15 protein-coding genes are annotated in these 15,537 nt (G+C 63.1%); 7 read left to right on the top strand and 8 right to left on the bottom strand.

Annotated elements, in window-relative coordinates; translation table 11 throughout:
* Positions 1 to 51 precede the first annotated feature (51 nt).
* Positions 52 to 1,386: a glutamate--tRNA ligase gene (gene gltX / locus H9529_RS11780; RefSeq protein WP_092884497.1), complete on the bottom strand. Its 1,335-nt coding sequence runs from the start codon at positions 1,384 to 1,386 to the stop codon at positions 52 to 54.
* 84 nt (positions 1,387 to 1,470) lie between these two features.
* Here gltX and H9529_RS11775 point away from each other — a divergent pair, with 84 nt between their 5' ends.
* Positions 1,471 to 1,908 carry a metallopeptidase family protein gene (locus H9529_RS11775; RefSeq protein ID WP_092884495.1) on the top strand — a complete coding sequence of 146 codons (438 nt, stop codon included), beginning with the start codon at positions 1,471 to 1,473 and terminating at the stop codon, positions 1,906 to 1,908.
* Here H9529_RS11775 and H9529_RS11770 read toward each other — a convergent pair whose 3' ends face one another.
* The 6 genes from H9529_RS11770 to H9529_RS11745 all read right to left on the bottom strand — a co-directional run bounded on the left by H9529_RS11770 (position 1,909) and on the right by H9529_RS11745 (position 6,220).
* The gene (locus H9529_RS11770; protein WP_092884493.1) at positions 1,909 to 2,862 is read right to left on the bottom strand and encodes a 2-hydroxyacid dehydrogenase; all 954 of its coding nucleotides are present in this window, start codon (positions 2,860 to 2,862) and stop codon (positions 1,909 to 1,911) included.
* Complete coding sequence (locus H9529_RS11765; RefSeq protein WP_092884491.1) at positions 2,863 to 3,204, bottom strand: tRNA-binding protein; 342 nt, start codon at positions 3,202 to 3,204, stop codon at positions 2,863 to 2,865.
* On the bottom strand, positions 3,201 to 4,013 hold the full coding sequence (gene proC / locus H9529_RS11760; protein ID WP_092884489.1) for a pyrroline-5-carboxylate reductase: 813 nt from the start codon (positions 4,011 to 4,013) through the stop codon (positions 3,201 to 3,203). Before proC ends, H9529_RS11765 begins: the two co-directional genes overlap by 4 nt.
* 66 nt (positions 4,014 to 4,079) lie before the next feature.
* Positions 4,080 to 4,583: a type III secretion system chaperone family protein gene (locus H9529_RS11755; RefSeq protein ID WP_092884487.1), complete on the bottom strand. Its 504-nt coding sequence runs from the start codon at positions 4,581 to 4,583 to the stop codon at positions 4,080 to 4,082.
* Between the two features lie 248 nt (positions 4,584 to 4,831).
* Complete coding sequence (locus tag H9529_RS11750; RefSeq protein WP_092884485.1) at positions 4,832 to 5,287, bottom strand: YaiI/YqxD family protein; 456 nt, start codon at positions 5,285 to 5,287, stop codon at positions 4,832 to 4,834.
* Between the two features lie 3 nt (positions 5,288 to 5,290).
* Positions 5,291 to 6,220 (bottom strand): AEC family transporter, encoded by a 930-nt coding sequence (locus tag H9529_RS11745; RefSeq protein ID WP_092884483.1) that lies wholly within the window; start codon positions 6,218 to 6,220, stop codon positions 5,291 to 5,293.
* A 97-nt stretch (positions 6,221 to 6,317) separates the two neighbouring features.
* On the opposite strand from H9529_RS11745, the gene H9529_RS11740 reads away from it, so the two are divergent.
* From H9529_RS11740 to arfB, 4 genes are all read left to right on the top strand, one after another.
* Positions 6,318 to 6,974, top strand: a complete 657-nt coding sequence (locus tag H9529_RS11740) for a TetR/AcrR family transcriptional regulator (RefSeq protein ID WP_092885313.1) — start codon at positions 6,318 to 6,320, stop codon at positions 6,972 to 6,974.
* A 159-nt stretch (positions 6,975 to 7,133) separates the two neighbouring features.
* Positions 7,134 to 9,473 carry a Tex family protein gene (locus H9529_RS11735; protein WP_092884481.1) on the top strand — a complete coding sequence of 780 codons (2,340 nt, stop codon included), beginning with the start codon at positions 7,134 to 7,136 and terminating at the stop codon, positions 9,471 to 9,473.
* A gap of 116 nt (positions 9,474 to 9,589) precedes the next feature.
* On the top strand, positions 9,590 to 10,213 hold the full coding sequence (locus H9529_RS11730; RefSeq protein WP_092884479.1) for a queuosine precursor transporter: 624 nt from the start codon (positions 9,590 to 9,592) through the stop codon (positions 10,211 to 10,213).
* A 308-nt stretch (positions 10,214 to 10,521) separates the two neighbouring features.
* A complete protein-coding gene (gene arfB / locus H9529_RS11725) occupies positions 10,522 to 10,944 on the top strand; it encodes an alternative ribosome rescue aminoacyl-tRNA hydrolase ArfB (protein ID WP_092884477.1) in 423 nt (140 codons plus the stop codon).
* Positions 10,945 to 10,956: 12 nt separating this feature from the next.
* On the opposite strand, the gene kynU is transcribed toward arfB, so the two are convergent.
* Positions 10,957 to 12,150 carry a kynureninase gene (gene kynU / locus H9529_RS11720; RefSeq protein ID WP_092884475.1) on the bottom strand — a complete coding sequence of 398 codons (1,194 nt, stop codon included), beginning with the start codon at positions 12,148 to 12,150 and terminating at the stop codon, positions 10,957 to 10,959.
* 252 nt (positions 12,151 to 12,402) lie between these two features.
* Between kynU and H9529_RS11715 the strand changes: the two genes are divergently transcribed.
* Both H9529_RS11715 and pntB read left to right on the top strand, forming a co-directional pair.
* Complete coding sequence (locus H9529_RS11715; protein WP_092884473.1) at positions 12,403 to 13,971, top strand: Re/Si-specific NAD(P)(+) transhydrogenase subunit alpha; 1,569 nt, start codon at positions 12,403 to 12,405, stop codon at positions 13,969 to 13,971.
* A 14-nt stretch (positions 13,972 to 13,985) separates the two neighbouring features.
* Positions 13,986 to 15,422: a Re/Si-specific NAD(P)(+) transhydrogenase subunit beta gene (pntB, locus tag H9529_RS11710; RefSeq protein ID WP_092884471.1), complete on the top strand. Its 1,437-nt coding sequence runs from the start codon at positions 13,986 to 13,988 to the stop codon at positions 15,420 to 15,422.
* Positions 15,423 to 15,537: the final 115 nt, after the last annotated feature.

Below are 15,537 nucleotides of genomic sequence, written 5' to 3'. Positions count from 1 at the left end.
AGCTTGGATCATAGGGGCCGGGAAGGGGGATAACGTAGCCCCCGAACCAGATTACCCCACCAGATCGTCGCGCGCGGGCACCCGTTGCATCAACGGCAGCAGTGCCGACATGTCAGGGCCGTGTGCCTGCCCGGTGACGGCCTTGCGCAACGGCATGAATAGGCCTTTGCCCTTGCGGCCCGTGGCGGATTTCACGCTGTCGGTCCAGTCTTTCCATGCGGTCGGACCATAGGGCGGCGGCGGCAGCAAGGTCATGGCCTGCGCGACAAAATCGGCATCGTCGGGCGCGATGTCGGGCGTGGCACCATCGCGGCACATCGCCCACCAGGCATCGAGATCACCCACTTTGGTGATGTTTTCGCGCGCCACATCCCAGAACTGGCCGGCCAGCGCATCCGGCACACCCAGCGCACGGATATGGCCCGCGACCGCGTCAAACGGCAGAGCCTGCACATGGGCGCGCGTCAGCGGCCACAGGTCTTCAGCGTCGAACTTGGTGGGCGCCGACCCGAATTGCGACAGGTCGAACCCTTCGGCAATCGCGTCCAGATCCGCCCGCAAGTCCACCGGCTGGGACGAACCCAGCCGCGCCATCAGCGACAGCAGCGCCATCCGCTCCACCCCGGCAGCGCGCAAATCGCGCAGCGACAAAGTGCCCAGCCGCTTCGACAGCGCCTCGCCCTGTGGCCCGGTCAGCAGCGAATGGTGTGCGAACGCAGGAGTCGTGCCGCCCAGCGCTGCAATGATCTGGATTTGCGTCGCGGTGTTGGTCACATGGTCCGACCCCCGCACGATATGCGTCACACCCATGTCGGTATCATCGACGACCGAAGCCATGGTGTACAGAAATTGTCCGTCGCCTTTGATCAGCACGGGGTCGGACACGCTGGCCGCATCAATCGACAGATCACCCAGAATGCCATCGGTCCAGTCGATCCGTGTCTGATCCAGCAAGAACCGCCAATGCCCGGAACGATCGGCGCGCAGTGCCGCGCGGTCGGCATCGCTCAGCGCCAGCGCCGCGCGGTCGTAGACCGGCGGTTTACCCATGTTAAGCTGCTTCTTGCGCTTCAGATCCAGCTCGGTCGGAGTCTCGAAACACTCATACAAGCGGCCATCGCGGCGCAGCTGGTCGGCCGCCTCATTGTAACGGTCCAGCCGCAGCGACTGACGCTCTACCCGGTCCCAGGTCAGACCCAGCCATTCCAGATCATACTGGATCGCGTCGACGTACTCCTGCTTCGAGCGCTCCTGATCGGTGTCATCGAGCCGCAAGATGAACTGCCCACCAGACTTGCGGGCGATCAGATAGTTGAAAAGCGCGGTGCGCAGGTTGCCGATATGCAGATAGCCGGTGGGCGAAGGCGCGAAACGGGTGATGGTCATGGGGGACTCCTGTTGTGCAATCCTCTTTCACATGGGCGCGGTTTTGTCCATATCGGGGGAGTACCTGGACAAAGGCCCGATCACATGACCCAAACACCCTGGACCGACACCCTGCCCCCCGCCATCGACGACATTGAGGCGCTGGCCATCGTCGCCTGTGACGCCCTGCCCCCAGAGTTCGCCGCCGTGGCGCGCGGCGTTCACCTGCGGGTCGAGGACTTCGCCCCTGATGATTTACTGGCCGAGATCGGGCTGGAAGACCCGTTCGAGCTGTCAGGTCTGTATATCGGTGTGCCGATGCCTGAGAAGTCGGTCATGGATCAGGTTACCGCGCCCGATACGATCTGGCTGTTCCGCCGGCCCATCCTGGACGAATGGGCCGGGCGCGGCGGTGTCACCCTCGGCGATCTGGTGTCGCATGTTTTCGTGCACGAACTGGCGCATCACTTTGGCTGGTCGGACGAAGAGATTGCCGCGATTGCCCCCTGGACTGATTGGACCGAGGACGCGGCAGAGGACTGATTACACCGGGTTCGGCAGGTCGCGCCCTTCCAGATGCGCAATCGCATTGTCCACGGCCATCATGCCCATTGCCTCGCGCACTTCCAGCGCGGCGGTGCCCAGATGCGGCAGCAACACCACATTTTCCAGAGCACGCAGGGCGTCAGGCACCTTCGGCTCAAATTCATAGACATCAAGGCCGGCACCCGCGATCTGCCCCGATTGCAGCGCCGCGATCAGCGCGGCCTCCGAAAGGACATCACCGCGCGCTATATTGATGATATGGGCGTGGGATTGCATTGCGGCCAGTTCCACCGCACCGATCAGATGGTGCGTTTCAGCCCCGCCCGGCACCGCAATCACTACCATATCGGCAGCGGCCATCACCGCAGGGATACTGCCCAACTGTTGCGCTGGCACGCCCGCATCTGCAACGGGCGAGCGGTTGAAGAACACCACCTCCATCCCAAAACCGAAATGCGCGCGGCGGGCAATGGCGCGGCCGATACGGCCCATGCCGATCACGCCCAGCACCTTGCCCGACAGATGCATGCCCAGCATCTGGGTTGGATGCCAGCCCTGCCAGCGCCCCGCGCGGACCATGCGCTCCCCCTCACCCGCGCGGCGCGCGCTCATCAGCATCAGGGTCAGGGCAACGTCGGCGGTGGCATCGGTCACCGCACCCGGGGTGTTGGTAACGCGCACACCCACAGCCCGCGCCGCCGCGGTGTCTATGTGGTTGTAGCCCACGCCGAAATTTGCCAGAAGGCGGCAGCGCGGCGCGGGGATCTCGGCAAAGATCCCGGCGCTGAACATATCGCCAAGGGTGGGCAGCACCACATCATGGATCGTCAGGGCGCTGCGCATCTCGGCCGGGGTCATCGGCGTGGTCTTTTCACGCAAAGCCACATCAAAATGCGCCTCGGCATGGGTGACCACGCGGGGGGGCAGCGGGCGGGTTATCAGCAAACGCATTCAGTGCATCCTTTCGCCATTGGGAACCGGGCGCTCGGGGGCAAGCAGGACAATCGCGCCGTCGGCATCCGACAGGCCCAGCACCAGAACCTCTGACATGAACGGCCCGATCTGGCGCGGGGGGAAATTGATGACGGCAACCACCTGCCGACCGATCAGCGTATCTGGCGTGTAGTGAACGGTGATCTGGGCCGACGACTTGCGCAGGCCGATGTCACCGCCAAAGTCGATGTGCAGCCGGTAGGCAGGTTTGCGCGCCTGCGGAAAATCCTCTGCATGGGTAATTGTCCCAACCCGGATGTCGACGCGGGCAAAATCGTCAAAGGTGATGGCATCGGTCATTTCGCCAATTCCCGCGAACGGTCCGCCGCCGCCGTGATCGCGCGCGACAGAAGAGCGGGAAAACCGGTATCCGCATCCATCAGCACCGACAAGGCCGCCGCCGTGGTGCCGCCCGGACTGGTGACGTTGACGCGCAACTGGCTGGGATCTTCGGTCGTGTTTTCAGCCAGATGCCCTGCACCCGCCACGGTCGCGCGCGCCAGATGCAGCGCCATTTCCGGTGACAGACCTTGCTGGATGCCAGCGTCAGCCATCGCTTCGATCAGGTGAAACACATAGGCCGGCCCCGAGCCTGACAGGGCGGTAACCGCATCCATCTGGGATTCGTCTTGCAGCCGCAGGGTCTGGCCAACAGCTGACAGCAGATCCTCGGCCAGTGTCATCGCGTCCGGGCTTACATGGTCATTGCCAATCAGCGCGGTGATACCCCGTCCGACGGCAGCGGGGGTGTTGGGCATCGCACGAATGATCGGCGTTTGCGCGCCCAGAAGCGCCGCAAACTTTGCGATCGGCGTGCCTGCGGCGATCGAGACAAACACCACCGACCCGTTGCCCAGCGGCACCAGCACCGGCAAGGCGGCATCCATCATCTGTGGCTTGACCGCCAGAATGACCACGGCGGGGGCATCGGGGACACCTGCATTGATATGCACGCCAGTCGCTGTCAGCCAGTCGCTGGGATGCGGGTCAAGAACCCAGACCGATGCCGGATCGACCCCGCGTGCCAGCCAACCTGCCAGCATCGCCGAGCCCATTTTTCCACAACCCAAGAGTACCAGCCCCCTGGCGTTCACCAATGCCAAATCCATTACGCCTGCCCTTTCCTGCTCGCATCAGCGCCCGGCGGGGAATACCCCACCGGATGCTGTGTCAGGTTAGGCGCGTCCGTAAGCCTCTGCAATGGCGACTTTCAGGGCACTTTGCGGGGTGTCATTTCCCCAGGACACCAGCTGAAACGCTGGGTAAAAACGCTCAGCCGCGCTGATCGCGGCGGCAATCATGTGGTTGATCTGCTCGGAACCGGCGACCTGCCCACCGCTGAGCAACAGCCCATAGCGCCAGACCATCAGCCGCTGCGCCTGCCAGTAGGAGAATGCACCAGTCCACACCTGATCATTGGCCAGGTTGACTGTCTCCAATAACGCGGGCATCCGCGCCGCGGGCGGGTCCATCTCGAACGTGCAGATCAGGCGCAGGGTCTCATCCTGCTCCGACCATGCAAGGGTCAGAGAATACGTGCGCCACTGCCCTTCTACCGCCATTGCGATCTGATCATCGCCCATGCGGTCAAAGTCCCACGCGTGATGCTCGGCCACGGTTTCTACGATGTCGATAGGGTGAATTTCGTCGCTGCTGTACGCAAGTTCCACAAGTGACATGCCCGGCCTCTCTCTTGTCTGGTTTCTTTGTGGCCAAAGACCACAAGAAACAGGGTGACTGACAAACTGCGGCAGATTATCCCTTCCGTCACACTAAATATGGTGTGTCCAAAGCGCCAGCCTGTAAAGCAAAATCTATGTGGATAACTGTGAAATTCTGGCTTTGTGATCGCAGGCCGGGCGCAGCATCCGGGCCAGCCCGGCATTGGCATGGTTGCGCTGAAACATGGCGTTCGTGTGACGGGAGCTTAGCCCGCGCGCCGGGCCGCCGTCAGCTCACGATCCAAGGCTTGCAGGAACTGCGCTCGGTCCGCGCCAGAGAATGCACGCCCCCCGCCCTGCCGGAACGGGTCGGCGGCGCGCAGATCGGCCATCAGGTCGCGCGTGGCCAGGATATTGCCGATATTCGCCGGGGTGAAGACATCGCCGTCATGCCTGATCACCCGGGCACCGGCAGCAATGCATTTCGCGGCCAGGGGCACATCGGCGGTCACCACCACATCGCCGGGGCCGGCGCGGTCGGCGATCCACATATCCGCAACGTCAGGGCCGTCAGACACGAAAACCACCTGAACCAGCGGGTTTTGCGACGGGCGCAGCCCACCGTTGCAGACCAGATACATTTGCACTTTATGCCGTGTGGCGACCCGCTCGGCCTCAGCCTTGACCGGGCAGGCGTCCGCATCTATGAAAACCTGCGTCATTCCCTACCCCGCCCCAGCCCATGCGATCACAAGCGGCAAGGTTGCGATGCTGAACGCGGTCGAAATCAGGATCGCGGCCGACACGCGCGCCGGTGCAACCCCAAAGTGCTGCGCCAGAATATAAACGTTGCCCGCCACAGGCAGGGCGGCGGCGGCAACCATCACCCCGGCCGCATAGGGCTCCACGTCAAACAATACCAGCGCCGCGAAGGCGACCGCCAAGGGATGCAGCACCAGCTTTGCAAACGAAAGCCAGCCCGCGATGTGCAACCGCTCGGCGGATTTGTCGGCCAGCGAGGCACCGATGGCAAACAACGCCCCTGGCGTGGCTGCAGCGCCCAACAGCGTCATGAACTCATTTACCGGCACGGGAACGTCGATGCCGGTGCCCGCCCATGCCAGACCAACCACCATCGCCATGATCATGGGGTTCTTCAGGACACCGACCAGCAATCGGCGCGGCAGTTCGGCACTCAGCCGCCCCTCCCGCGATATGGTGATTACCATGGTCAGCAGGCTGGAAAACAACAGCAGGTCGATGGACAGGATCAGAAGGATCGTGCCCGCCGCCTCGACCCCCATCAAAAGGACCAGCATAGGCACCCCTAGAAACCCGGTGTTCCCAATGATGGCAGTGTGGGCTTCCATCGCGGCTTCTGCCAGCGGCAGGCGGCGCAGAAAGGCAACCATAAGCGCCAACGCGTAGACCACACCACAGCCCCAGAGATAGGCCGAGGCAACGCGCCATTCAAAAAGCTCGGCGATCGACAGGTTCGACGAAAAGCCGAACAACAAGGCCGACAGCGCGAAGTAGAACACGAATCTGGTCAGCGCCGCTGTAGCCGCCGCACCGAAAAGCCCCGATCTACCGGCCCAGTAACCCAGGCAGATCACCCCGAAGAACGGCAGTGTTTTAAGAAAAATCTCGATCATCGCTCCTTGGCGATAGCACGGTTAAATGCATGCCACCAGTCAGCACGTGCTTGCCGCGCACCCGCATCGCGGTCTAATCTGGCGCGATGGAGAACGCATGACCAAAAATGCCACAAAGGGTGCCGCCCGTGTTCGGCAGGGCCGAAAGTTCGCGCAGGTGCTTGAAGGCGCGCGCGAGGTGTTTCTGGCCAGCGGGTTTGAAGGCGCCAGTGTTGATGAGATCGCGCGGGTTGCTGGCGTATCCAAGGCCACGCTTTACAGCTACTTCCCCGACAAGCGTCTGCTATTCCTCGAAGTGATCCGCATGGAATGCGCGCGCCAGACCGATGAGGCCGTGACCCTTATCGACCTGTCGGCACCCGTGCGCGTGGTGCTGCGGGCAGGCGCAAGGCATATCATCGGCTTTGTCACCTCGGATTTCGGGCGGGGCGTCCACCGCATGTGCGTGGCAGAGGCGGACCGCTTCCCTGATTTGGGGCGTCAGTTCTATGAAAGCGGCCCAGAAATGGGCCGGGCGCGTATTGTCGATTTTCTGCGCGATGCCTGCGCCAGGGGGACCCTGCGGATCGACGATCACGCGCTTGCCGCCGATCAGTTCATGCAGCTATGCCAGGCGCATATCTTCGACCGGGTGGCCTGCGGCGTCCAGACTGCGTTTTCTGAGGCCGAGGTCAACCGCGTGATCGACGGCGCGGTCGAAATGTTCATGGCGCGGTATGGCGTGGCCGAAAGCTCGGCGCCTGCGGGCGGCTGACCGGCATTCACGAATTCGCAACCAGCTTGCAAAGTCCCGTCAGCGGTGCACCACCGTGTCCGTGTCGCGGAAATCCGCGTCGCCGAAAAACCGTCGTTGCGCCCACATGCACACCCACGCTAGGGTGCGCACCCACACCCCTACCTTACCGGATATGCCATGACCCCTGACGCCCCGCGCCGTATCGCCGCCCTGATCGCCACTGAGATCAACGCCCGCCCTGATCAGGTGGCTTCGGCGGTGGCGCTGTTGGATGATGGTGCGACGGTCCCGTTCATCGCGCGCTACCGCAAGGAGGTCACGGGCGGACTTGACGACACCCAACTGCGCACACTGGCCGAGCGGCTGACCTATCTGCGCGAACTGGACACGCGGCGCGAGGCAATCGTGAAATCCATCACCGAGCAGGGCAAGATGACCGACGCGTTGCTTGGCCAGATCGCCGGGGCCGACACCAAGGCAGCGCTGGAAGACATCTACTTGCCCTTCAAGCCCAAACGCCGCACCAAGGCGATGATCGCGCGCGAGAACGGGCTGGAGCCGCTGGCCGAAGGCATCCTGGCCGACCGCGCGGCCGACCCCGAGGCCCTGGCCACCGGATACCTGTCTGAAACCGTGGCGGATGTGAAGGCAGCGCTGGACGGAGCGCGCGACATCCTGGCCGAAGGCCTGGCCGAGAACGCAGCCTTGCTGGGCCGGTTGCGCCAGCACATGCAGGCCGAGGCGTTTCTGACAGCGCAGGTCGTGCCGGGCAAAGAGGCCGAGGGCGCAAAATTCGCCGATTACTTCACCCATTCTGAACGCTGGCGCGACTGCCCCAGCCACCGCGCGCTCGCCATGCTGCGCGGCCGCAATGAAGGGTTTCTGACGCTGGATCTGGAAGTCAACGCCGATGCCGCCCCGGGCACCAGCCCGGCCGAGGCGATGGTGCGCGGGGCGCTCGACATTCGCAGCAAGGCACCCGGTGACCTGTGGCTGGCGCGGGTTGCCGACTGGACGTGGCGCATCAAGCTGAAGCTGTCGCTGTCCATCGACCTGATGACCGACCTGCGCGAACGCGCCGAGGCCGAGGCGATCCGTGTCTTTGCCCGCAACTTGCACGATCTGCTCCTGGCCGCCCCGGCGGGCAACCGCGCCACCATGGGTCTGGACCCGGGCGTGCGCACCGGCGTCAAGGTTGCAGTGATCGACCCGACCGGCAAGGTGCTTGACACCGCCACCGTCTATCCGTTTCAGCCGCGCAACGATCTGCGCGGCACGCAGGCGGTGCTGGCCAAGTTGATCCGCGACCACAATGTCGATCTGATTGCCATCGGTAACGGCACTTTCAGCCGCGAGACCGACAAGCTGGTTGCCGAAATACTCACCGCGTTGCCGGGAACCAAGAAGCCGCAAAAGGTGGTGGTTTCCGAAGCGGGCGCATCGGTCTATTCGGCATCGGCACTGGCTGCGGCGGAATTTCCCGACCTCGATGTCAGCCTGCGCGGCGCGGTCTCCATTGCACGGCGGCTGCAGGACCCGCTGGCCGAACTGGTGAAGATCGAACCCAAATCCATCGGCGTGGGGCAATACCAGCACGATGTGAACCAGTCCCGCCTTGGCAAATCGCTGGATGCGGTGGTGGAGGATGCGGTGAACGCGGTCGGCGTTGACCTCAACACCGCATCGGGCCCGCTTTTGGCGCGGGTATCGGGGCTGAGTGCCGGACTGGCCGACAGCATCGTCGCACACCGCGACGCCAACGGCCCGTTCAAGGCACGCAAGGAACTGCTGAAAGTGGCGCGGCTGGGTCCGAAGGCATTTGAACAGGCCGCCGGTTTCTTGCGCATCCGTGACGGTGCAGAGCCGTTGGATACGTCCTCGGTACACCCGGAGGCCTATGCGCTGGCCCGCCGGATCGTGAAATCCACCGGCATGGATCTGCGCGCGCTGACGGCTGCGCCCACCGTCCTGCGGTCGCTGGAACCGGCGGATTTCGTCGATGACACCTTCGGCCTGCCCACAGTGCGCGATATTCTGGCCGAGCTGGAAAAACCCGGCCGCGACCCGCGACCCGAATTTCGCACCGCGACCTTTGCCGAGGGCGTGGATGACATCAAGGACCTGCGCCCCGGCATGTCGCTGGAAGGCACGGTGACGAACGTCGCAGCCTTCGGCGCCTTCGTCGATATCGGGGTGCATCAAGACGGGCTGGTGCATGTGAGCCAGCTTGCCGACCGATTTGTGAAAGATCCGCATGAGGTGGTGAAGGCCGGCGACGTGGTGCGTGTCCGCGTGACCGAGGTAGATGTGCCGCGCAAACGCATCGGCCTTACCATGCGCAAGGACAACAGCGCCGAGGTGCAAGGCAAAGACACTGGGACAAAAGTGGGCGGCGCGAAGGCAGGGGGCGCGAAGGGCCAAACCGCCCGTCACGCCCAGCGCCCAGCGCCCGAGAAAGCCGAACCCGCAGTCGGCGGTTTTGGCGCAGCGTTGCAAGACGCCTTCCGCAAACGCTGAACAGCTTTGGCACCTCAGCGCCTTTGCCCGCTCCGGCTTGCCACGGACGGGCAAAGGCGTTATGCGCCGCATCCTGACGACAAGTCTCCGCAACCTTGCCAAAACGGAACATAATCATGACACGTACTTACCTGCCAGGTATCCTGGCAATGGCCGCCATTGTGGTGGCATCGAACATCGGGGTTCAGATCCTGCTGGGCGACTGGCTGACGTGGGGGGCCTTCACCTACCCCGTCGCTTTCCTTGTCACCGACGTGATGAACAGGGTCTATGGCCCCGCTGCCGCGCGCCGGGTCGTCTGGGCGGGCTTTGCCGTGGGCGTGGTCTGCTCGCTCATCGGGACGCAGATCATGGGCGAGTTCGGGCCGCTGGTCACCCTGCGCATCGCCATCGCGTCCGGCGCGGCCTTCCTGACGGCACAACTGATCGACGTGGCAATTTTCAACCGTTTGCGCGGCGGGGCGTGGTGGCGCGCGCCACTGGCATCGACGTTGATCGGATCGACTCTGGACACCGTGATATTCTTCACCGTCAGCTTTTCGGCGGCACTGGTGTTCCTGGAACCATCGAACCCGCCAGCCTGGGCATGGGATATGCTGCCCGTTCTGGGCATGGGCCCCGATGCACCCCTGTGGGTCAGTCTGGCCATCGCAGACTGGTGCGTAAAACTTGGGCTGGCCCTGCTGGCGCTGGTACCCTTCCGGATCATTGTCAGAAAATTATCGCAACCTGTCGCATAAAAACTTTTGACAAACACAAAATATGTGCCACCTTCGGGTCAACAGCAACCAATGAAAGGAGGTGGTCCAGTGTCTAGAGTGATGTTGGAGAGAGGTGTCGAAACAGTCAGAGGGGTCGCGACCTGACGGCAGCCCTGAGGGGCGCACACTCTGATTGGGTCTGACCTTTGGTCCCTAATTGACCCCATCTCCTGAAACTCGGTAGCGCCGTCCTTGGAACCAAGGGCGGCTCTTTCGCTTTTGTGGTACATAGAAATCATCGGGCGCGTTGTAATGATGTCCGTACCATCCTATCGAAAGACTGAACCATGCTGCGCATCACCGACTCCATCACCCTGCAAGACTGGGAACTGACCGAAACCTTCACCCGGTCGTCAGGGCCAGGCGGGCAGAATGTGAACAAGGTCTCATCAGCGGTCGAGCTGCGGTTCGAGGCAGAGCGCAGTCCGTCGCTTCCCCCGCCCGTCAAGGCACGGCTGAAGCGTCTGGCGGGGCGGCGCTGGACAAGTGAAGGCGCGATCGTCATCCGGGCCGAGGAAACCCGCAGCCAGACCCGCAACCGCGAACTGGCGCGCGAGCGCCTCGCCGAACTGATCCGCGACGCCAGCGTGGTGCAAAAGCGCCGCGTTCCGACCCGGCCCACCCTGGCCAGCAAGCGTCGCAGGGTCGAAGCCAAGACCCGGCGCGGCGCGGTCAAATCGCTGCGCAAAGTCTCGACCGACGACGAATAGCGCGCCGGTCGCTCAGGTCACCCGCCCACGGGTCAGGTATTCGGGCCTGTCCCACAGCCGTCCCGCCATCACCTCTGCGATCACAGCGCAAGCCGCATCAACCTCGGCCATTCCGATGAATAAAGGTGTGAAGCCAAACCGCAAGATATCGGGTGCGCGAAAATCGCCGATCACACCCCGCGCAATCAGCGCCTGCATGATCGCATAACCGTCGGGGTGCCGGAAACTGACCTGACTGCCGCGCGCGGCATGGTCGCGCGGGGTCGCCAGTTCCAGATCGGGGCAGGCCCTTTCGACCCCGGCGATAAAGGCATCGGTCAGCTCCAGCGACCGGGCGCGCACATCGGTGATCGCGACCCCGTCCCAGATGTCGAGTGCCGCATCCAGCGCGGCGATCTGGATCACTGGCGGGGTGCCCACGCGCATCCGCTCGATCCCTGTCCCCGGGCGATAGTCCTGATCGAAGGCAAATGGGGCCTCATGGCCCAGCCAGCCCGACAGGGCGGGGCGGGCGCTGTCGGCATGACGGGGCGCCACATAAATGAACGCCGGACCGCCCGGCCCAGCGTTGAGGTACTTGTAGGTACAACCCACTGCGAAATCGGCATGGCCGTCGGCCACATGCACATCCGTCGCCCCGGCGGAATGCGCTAGATCCCAGATAGCCAGCGCCCCCGCCGCATGGGCGCGCGCTGTCAACGCAGGCATGTCGTGGCGGCGACCGGTGCGATAATCCACCTCGGTCAGCATCAGGACGGCGGTGGTCTCATCAATGGCATCGGCAACCTCTTCGGGCGGAACGGTGCGCAGCGTATATCCCTGCCCCAGCGTGCGGCACAGCCCGTCAGCCATATAGAGGTCGGACGGGAAATTGCCGGTGTCCGACATAATGACACGGCGGTCCGGCACCATCTCCAAGGCCGAGGCCAACGCCTGATAGACCTTGATCGAGAGCGTATCGCCCAGCACGACATGCCCCGCCTCGGCCCCGATCAGCCGTGCGATCCGGTCACCCATGCGCGCGGGCTGGTCCATCCAGCCAGCGCGGTTCCAGCCCGTGATGAGCATGTCGCCCCACTCATCCGCCAGCATCCGTTGCACGCGCGCCAAAGCCGTCAGAGGCCGTGGCCCGAGGGAGTTACCATCCAGGTAAATCACCCCCTCAGGCAAATGAAACATCGCCCGCGTCGCCTCGAAATCCGTCATCGCTACCCCCGTTGATCTGACCCGCAAGCTTGCCGCCTGCCCTGTGCCGGGTCAAGCGAAAGCCCTGAACGCCAGCGCTGCATCCTGATCAGGCGGTGACAAAGCGCACTTCGCAAAATAGACCGTTATCGCTAAAGGCACGCCCGGGTGGCCGCTTGTGAAATATTCTTACGCACGCTATGCATGGCCGGTCAAACGTCGCCAATCAGCGGCGCAATCCTGAACTAAAAGCTCTGGGATGGGGGAAAACGCGTGAAAATCGGCGCACTTAAGGAAACGTATCAAGGCGAGGCACGGGTGGCGATGACGCCTGACAGTGCTGCGCAGTTGCAAAAACTGGGCCATGAATGCCTGATCGAATCCGGGGCCGGCGTGGCCGCGGGCTTTGCGGATGACTTGTATAAATCAGCAGGCGTCACGGTGGTTGACGGCGCGAAATCGCTCTGGGACGCCGCAGACGTGGTGATCAAGGTCCGCGAACCGTCGAAGGCCGAGGCCGCAATGGTGCGCAGCAGTCAGACGCTGATCTCATTCTTCTGGCCTGCCCAGAACGAAGAGATGCTGAACCTGTTCAAGGACAAGGGCGCGACCGCCGTTGCCATGGATATGGTACCGCGAATTTCGCGGGCGCAGAAAATGGACGCGCTGTCGTCCATGGCGAATATCGCTGGCTACCGCGCGGTAATCGAAGCCGGCAACAACTTTGGCCGCTTTTTCACCGGGCAGATCACGGCGGCAGGCAAAGTGCCGCCCGCCAAGGTCCTGATCGTCGGTGCGGGCGTCGCGGGCCTAGCGGCCATCGGCACCGCAACCAGTCTTGGCGCCGTCACCTATGCCTTCGACGTGCGACCCGAAGTGGCCGAGCAGATCGAATCCATGGGGGCCGAATTCGTGTTCCTGGAATTCGAAGAAGCAGCGCAGGACGGTGCCGCGACCGGGGGCTATGCTGCCCCTTCAAGCCCGGAATTCCGCGAGAAGCAGCTTGAGAAATTCCGCGAGATGGCGCCCGAGATCGACATCGTCATCACCACCGCCCTGATCCCCGGACGCCCGGCGCCGAAACTCTGGACCGAAGATATGGTCAGGTTGATGAAGCCCGGGTCGGTCATCGTTGACCTGGCGGCGGAAAAGGGTGGCAACTGCGACCTGACCGTGATGGACCAGAAGATTGTCACCGACAACGGCGTGACCATCGTGGGTTACACCGACTTCCCGTCGCGCATGGCGGCGCAGGCGTCGACCCTCTATTCCACCAACATCCGTCACATGCTGACCGACCTGACGCCCAACAAGGATGGCGAGATCTTCCACAACATGGAGGATGACGTGATCCGCGGGGCTACAGTCACGCATAACAGCGAAATCACCTTCCCGCCACCGCCGCCGAGGGTAAAGGCCATCGCCGCCGCCAAACCCAAGGCCCCTGAGAAATCGGCCGGGGAAAAGGCTGCCGAGGCGGCCGCCGCGATGAAGAAGGCCGGACGCAACCAGATTGCAATGCTGGTCATCGGCGGTGTGCTGATGCTGCTGATCGGCACCGTGGCCCCCGCCAGCTTCCTGCAACACTTCATCGTTTTCGCGCTGGCCTGCTTCGTGGGCTTCCACGTGATCTGGGGGGTGGCGCATTCGCTGCATACGCCGTTGATGGCCGTCACCAACGCTGTGTCATCAATCATCATTCTGGGCGCGCTGCTTCAGATCGGTTCATCCAGCATCATCGTCACACTCCTGTCGGCGATTGCCATTTTAATTGCATCCATCAACATCGTGGGCGGCTTCATGGTCACCCGCCGCATGTTGGCGATGTTCCAGAAAAGCTGAGCGAGGGCAGGTAAATGAGCATCGGACTGGTAACGGCCGCGTATATTGTGGCATCCATTCTCTTCATCCTGTCGCTGGGCGGTCTCAGCAATCAGGAGAAAGCAAAACGCGCCGTCTGGTACGGCATTGTCGGCATGGCGTTGGCCGTGGTGGCCACCGTCTTCGGGCCCGGGTCGGGCATGATCTGGCTGGCGATCATCCTGATCGTCATCGGGGGCGCAATCGGGGCTTATCTGTCGGGCAAGGTCGAAATGACCCAGATGCCCGAACTGGTTGCGGCGCTACACAGCTTTGTCGGGTTGGCCGCGGTTTTCATCGGGTTGAACGCTGATATCGAGTTGGGGCGCGTCACGGCGCTGAGCGCCGAGGCACGCGCGGCGCTGGAAGGTTTCAGCGCGGTGCTGGCCTATAAAACACCCGTCGAAATCTCGATCCTGAAGGTCGAGGTGTTCCTAGGCGTCTTCATCGGTGCGGTAACCTTTACAGGGTCGGTCGTGGCCTATGGCAAACTATCGGGCAAGGTGGACAGCAAGGCGCTGACCCTGCCCTTCCGCCACGGGCTGAACCTGATCGGGCTGTTGGCCTGCGTGCTGCTGATGGTCCTTTACATGCAAGGCGCGGGCATCTGGACCATGGTGCTGACCGCGATCATCGCGGGTGCCATCGGCTGGCACCTGATCATGGCCATCGGCGGCGCAGATATGCCGGTGGTCGTCTCGATGCTCAACAGCTATTCTGGCTGGGCGGCGGCGGCCATTGGCTTCACACTGGGCAATGATCTGCTGATCGTCACCGGGGCGCTGGTGGGTTCGTCCGGCGCGATCTTGTCGTATATCATGTGCAAGGCGATGAACCGCAACTTCGTTAGCGTGATCTTGGGCGGCTTTGGCGGGGCGCAGGGCCCGTCAGCCGAGATGGAGGGCGAACAAATTGCCATCGACGCAGACGGCGTTGCGTCTGCCCTCAACGAAGCCGACAGCGTTGTGATCGTGCCGGGCTATGGCATGGCGGTGGCGCAGGCGCAGCAATCGGTCAGCGAACTGACGCGCAAGCTGCGCGCCAAGGGCAAGACCGTGCGCTTTGGCATCCACCCCGTCGCGGGCCGCCTGCCCGGCCATATGAACGTGCTGCTGGCCGAGGCAAAGGTACCCTATGACATCGTGCTGGAGATGGACGAGATCAACGATGACTTCCCAACCACCGATGTGGTGATCGTTATCGGGTCGAATGACATCGTGAACCCAGCGGCGCAGGATGACCCCAACAGCCCCATCGCCGGCATGCCCGTGCTGGAGGTCTGGAAAGCCAAACAGGTGTTCGTCTCGAAACGCGGTCAGGGCACCGGCTATTCCGGGATCGAGAACCCGCTTTTCTACAAGGAAAACACGCGGATGTTCTACGGCGATGCGAAGGCCTCGATCGACGCGCTGCTGCCGATGATCGAAAGCTGATTGCAGCCCAACACCGCTGACGCCAAAAGCGCCCCGTCCCTTCATGGGACGGGGCGCTTTTTACTGTGGCGGAATTACCAGTCTACCACGGCGCACCAACAGCCCGCGTGACGCT

This window comes from Roseicitreum antarcticum (genome assembly GCF_014681765.1).
Taxonomy (GTDB): Bacteria; Pseudomonadota; Alphaproteobacteria; order Rhodobacterales; family Rhodobacteraceae; genus Roseicitreum; species Roseicitreum antarcticum.
This window is presented reverse-complemented; position numbering and strand designations above follow the sequence as displayed.

Excerpts from the sequence above, each read along its gene's own strand:
- H9529_RS11750 (WP_092884485.1), bottom strand. The coding sequence starts at position 5,287 with ATGACGCAGGTTTTCATAGATGCGGACGCCTGCCCGGTCAAGGCTGAG.
- H9529_RS11765 (WP_092884491.1), bottom strand. The coding sequence starts at position 3,204 with ATGACCGATGCCATCACCTTTGACGATTTTGCCCGCGTCGACATCCGG.
- arfB (WP_092884477.1), top strand. The coding sequence starts at position 10,522 with ATGCTGCGCATCACCGACTCCATCACCCTGCAAGACTGGGAACTGACC.
- H9529_RS11775 (WP_092884495.1), top strand. The coding sequence starts at position 1,471 with ATGACCCAAACACCCTGGACCGACACCCTGCCCCCCGCCATCGACGAC.
- H9529_RS11770 (WP_092884493.1), bottom strand. The coding sequence starts at position 2,862 with ATGCGTTTGCTGATAACCCGCCCGCTGCCCCCCCGCGTGGTCACCCAT.
- H9529_RS11755 (WP_092884487.1), bottom strand. The coding sequence starts at position 4,583 with ATGTCACTTGTGGAACTTGCGTACAGCAGCGACGAAATTCACCCTATC.
- H9529_RS11730 (WP_092884479.1), top strand. The coding sequence starts at position 9,590 with ATGACACGTACTTACCTGCCAGGTATCCTGGCAATGGCCGCCATTGTG.
- H9529_RS11735 (WP_092884481.1), top strand. The coding sequence starts at position 7,134 with ATGACCCCTGACGCCCCGCGCCGTATCGCCGCCCTGATCGCCACTGAG.
- H9529_RS11745 (WP_092884483.1), bottom strand. The coding sequence starts at position 6,220 with ATGATCGAGATTTTTCTTAAAACACTGCCGTTCTTCGGGGTGATCTGC.
- kynU (WP_092884475.1), bottom strand. The coding sequence starts at position 12,150 with ATGACGGATTTCGAGGCGACGCGGGCGATGTTTCATTTGCCTGAGGGG.
- pntB (WP_092884471.1), top strand. The coding sequence starts at position 13,986 with ATGAGCATCGGACTGGTAACGGCCGCGTATATTGTGGCATCCATTCTC.
- proC (WP_092884489.1), bottom strand. The coding sequence starts at position 4,013 with ATGGATTTGGCATTGGTGAACGCCAGGGGGCTGGTACTCTTGGGTTGT.
- gltX (WP_092884497.1), bottom strand. The coding sequence starts at position 1,386 with ATGACCATCACCCGTTTCGCGCCTTCGCCCACCGGCTATCTGCATATC.
- H9529_RS11740 (WP_092885313.1), top strand. The coding sequence starts at position 6,318 with ATGACCAAAAATGCCACAAAGGGTGCCGCCCGTGTTCGGCAGGGCCGA.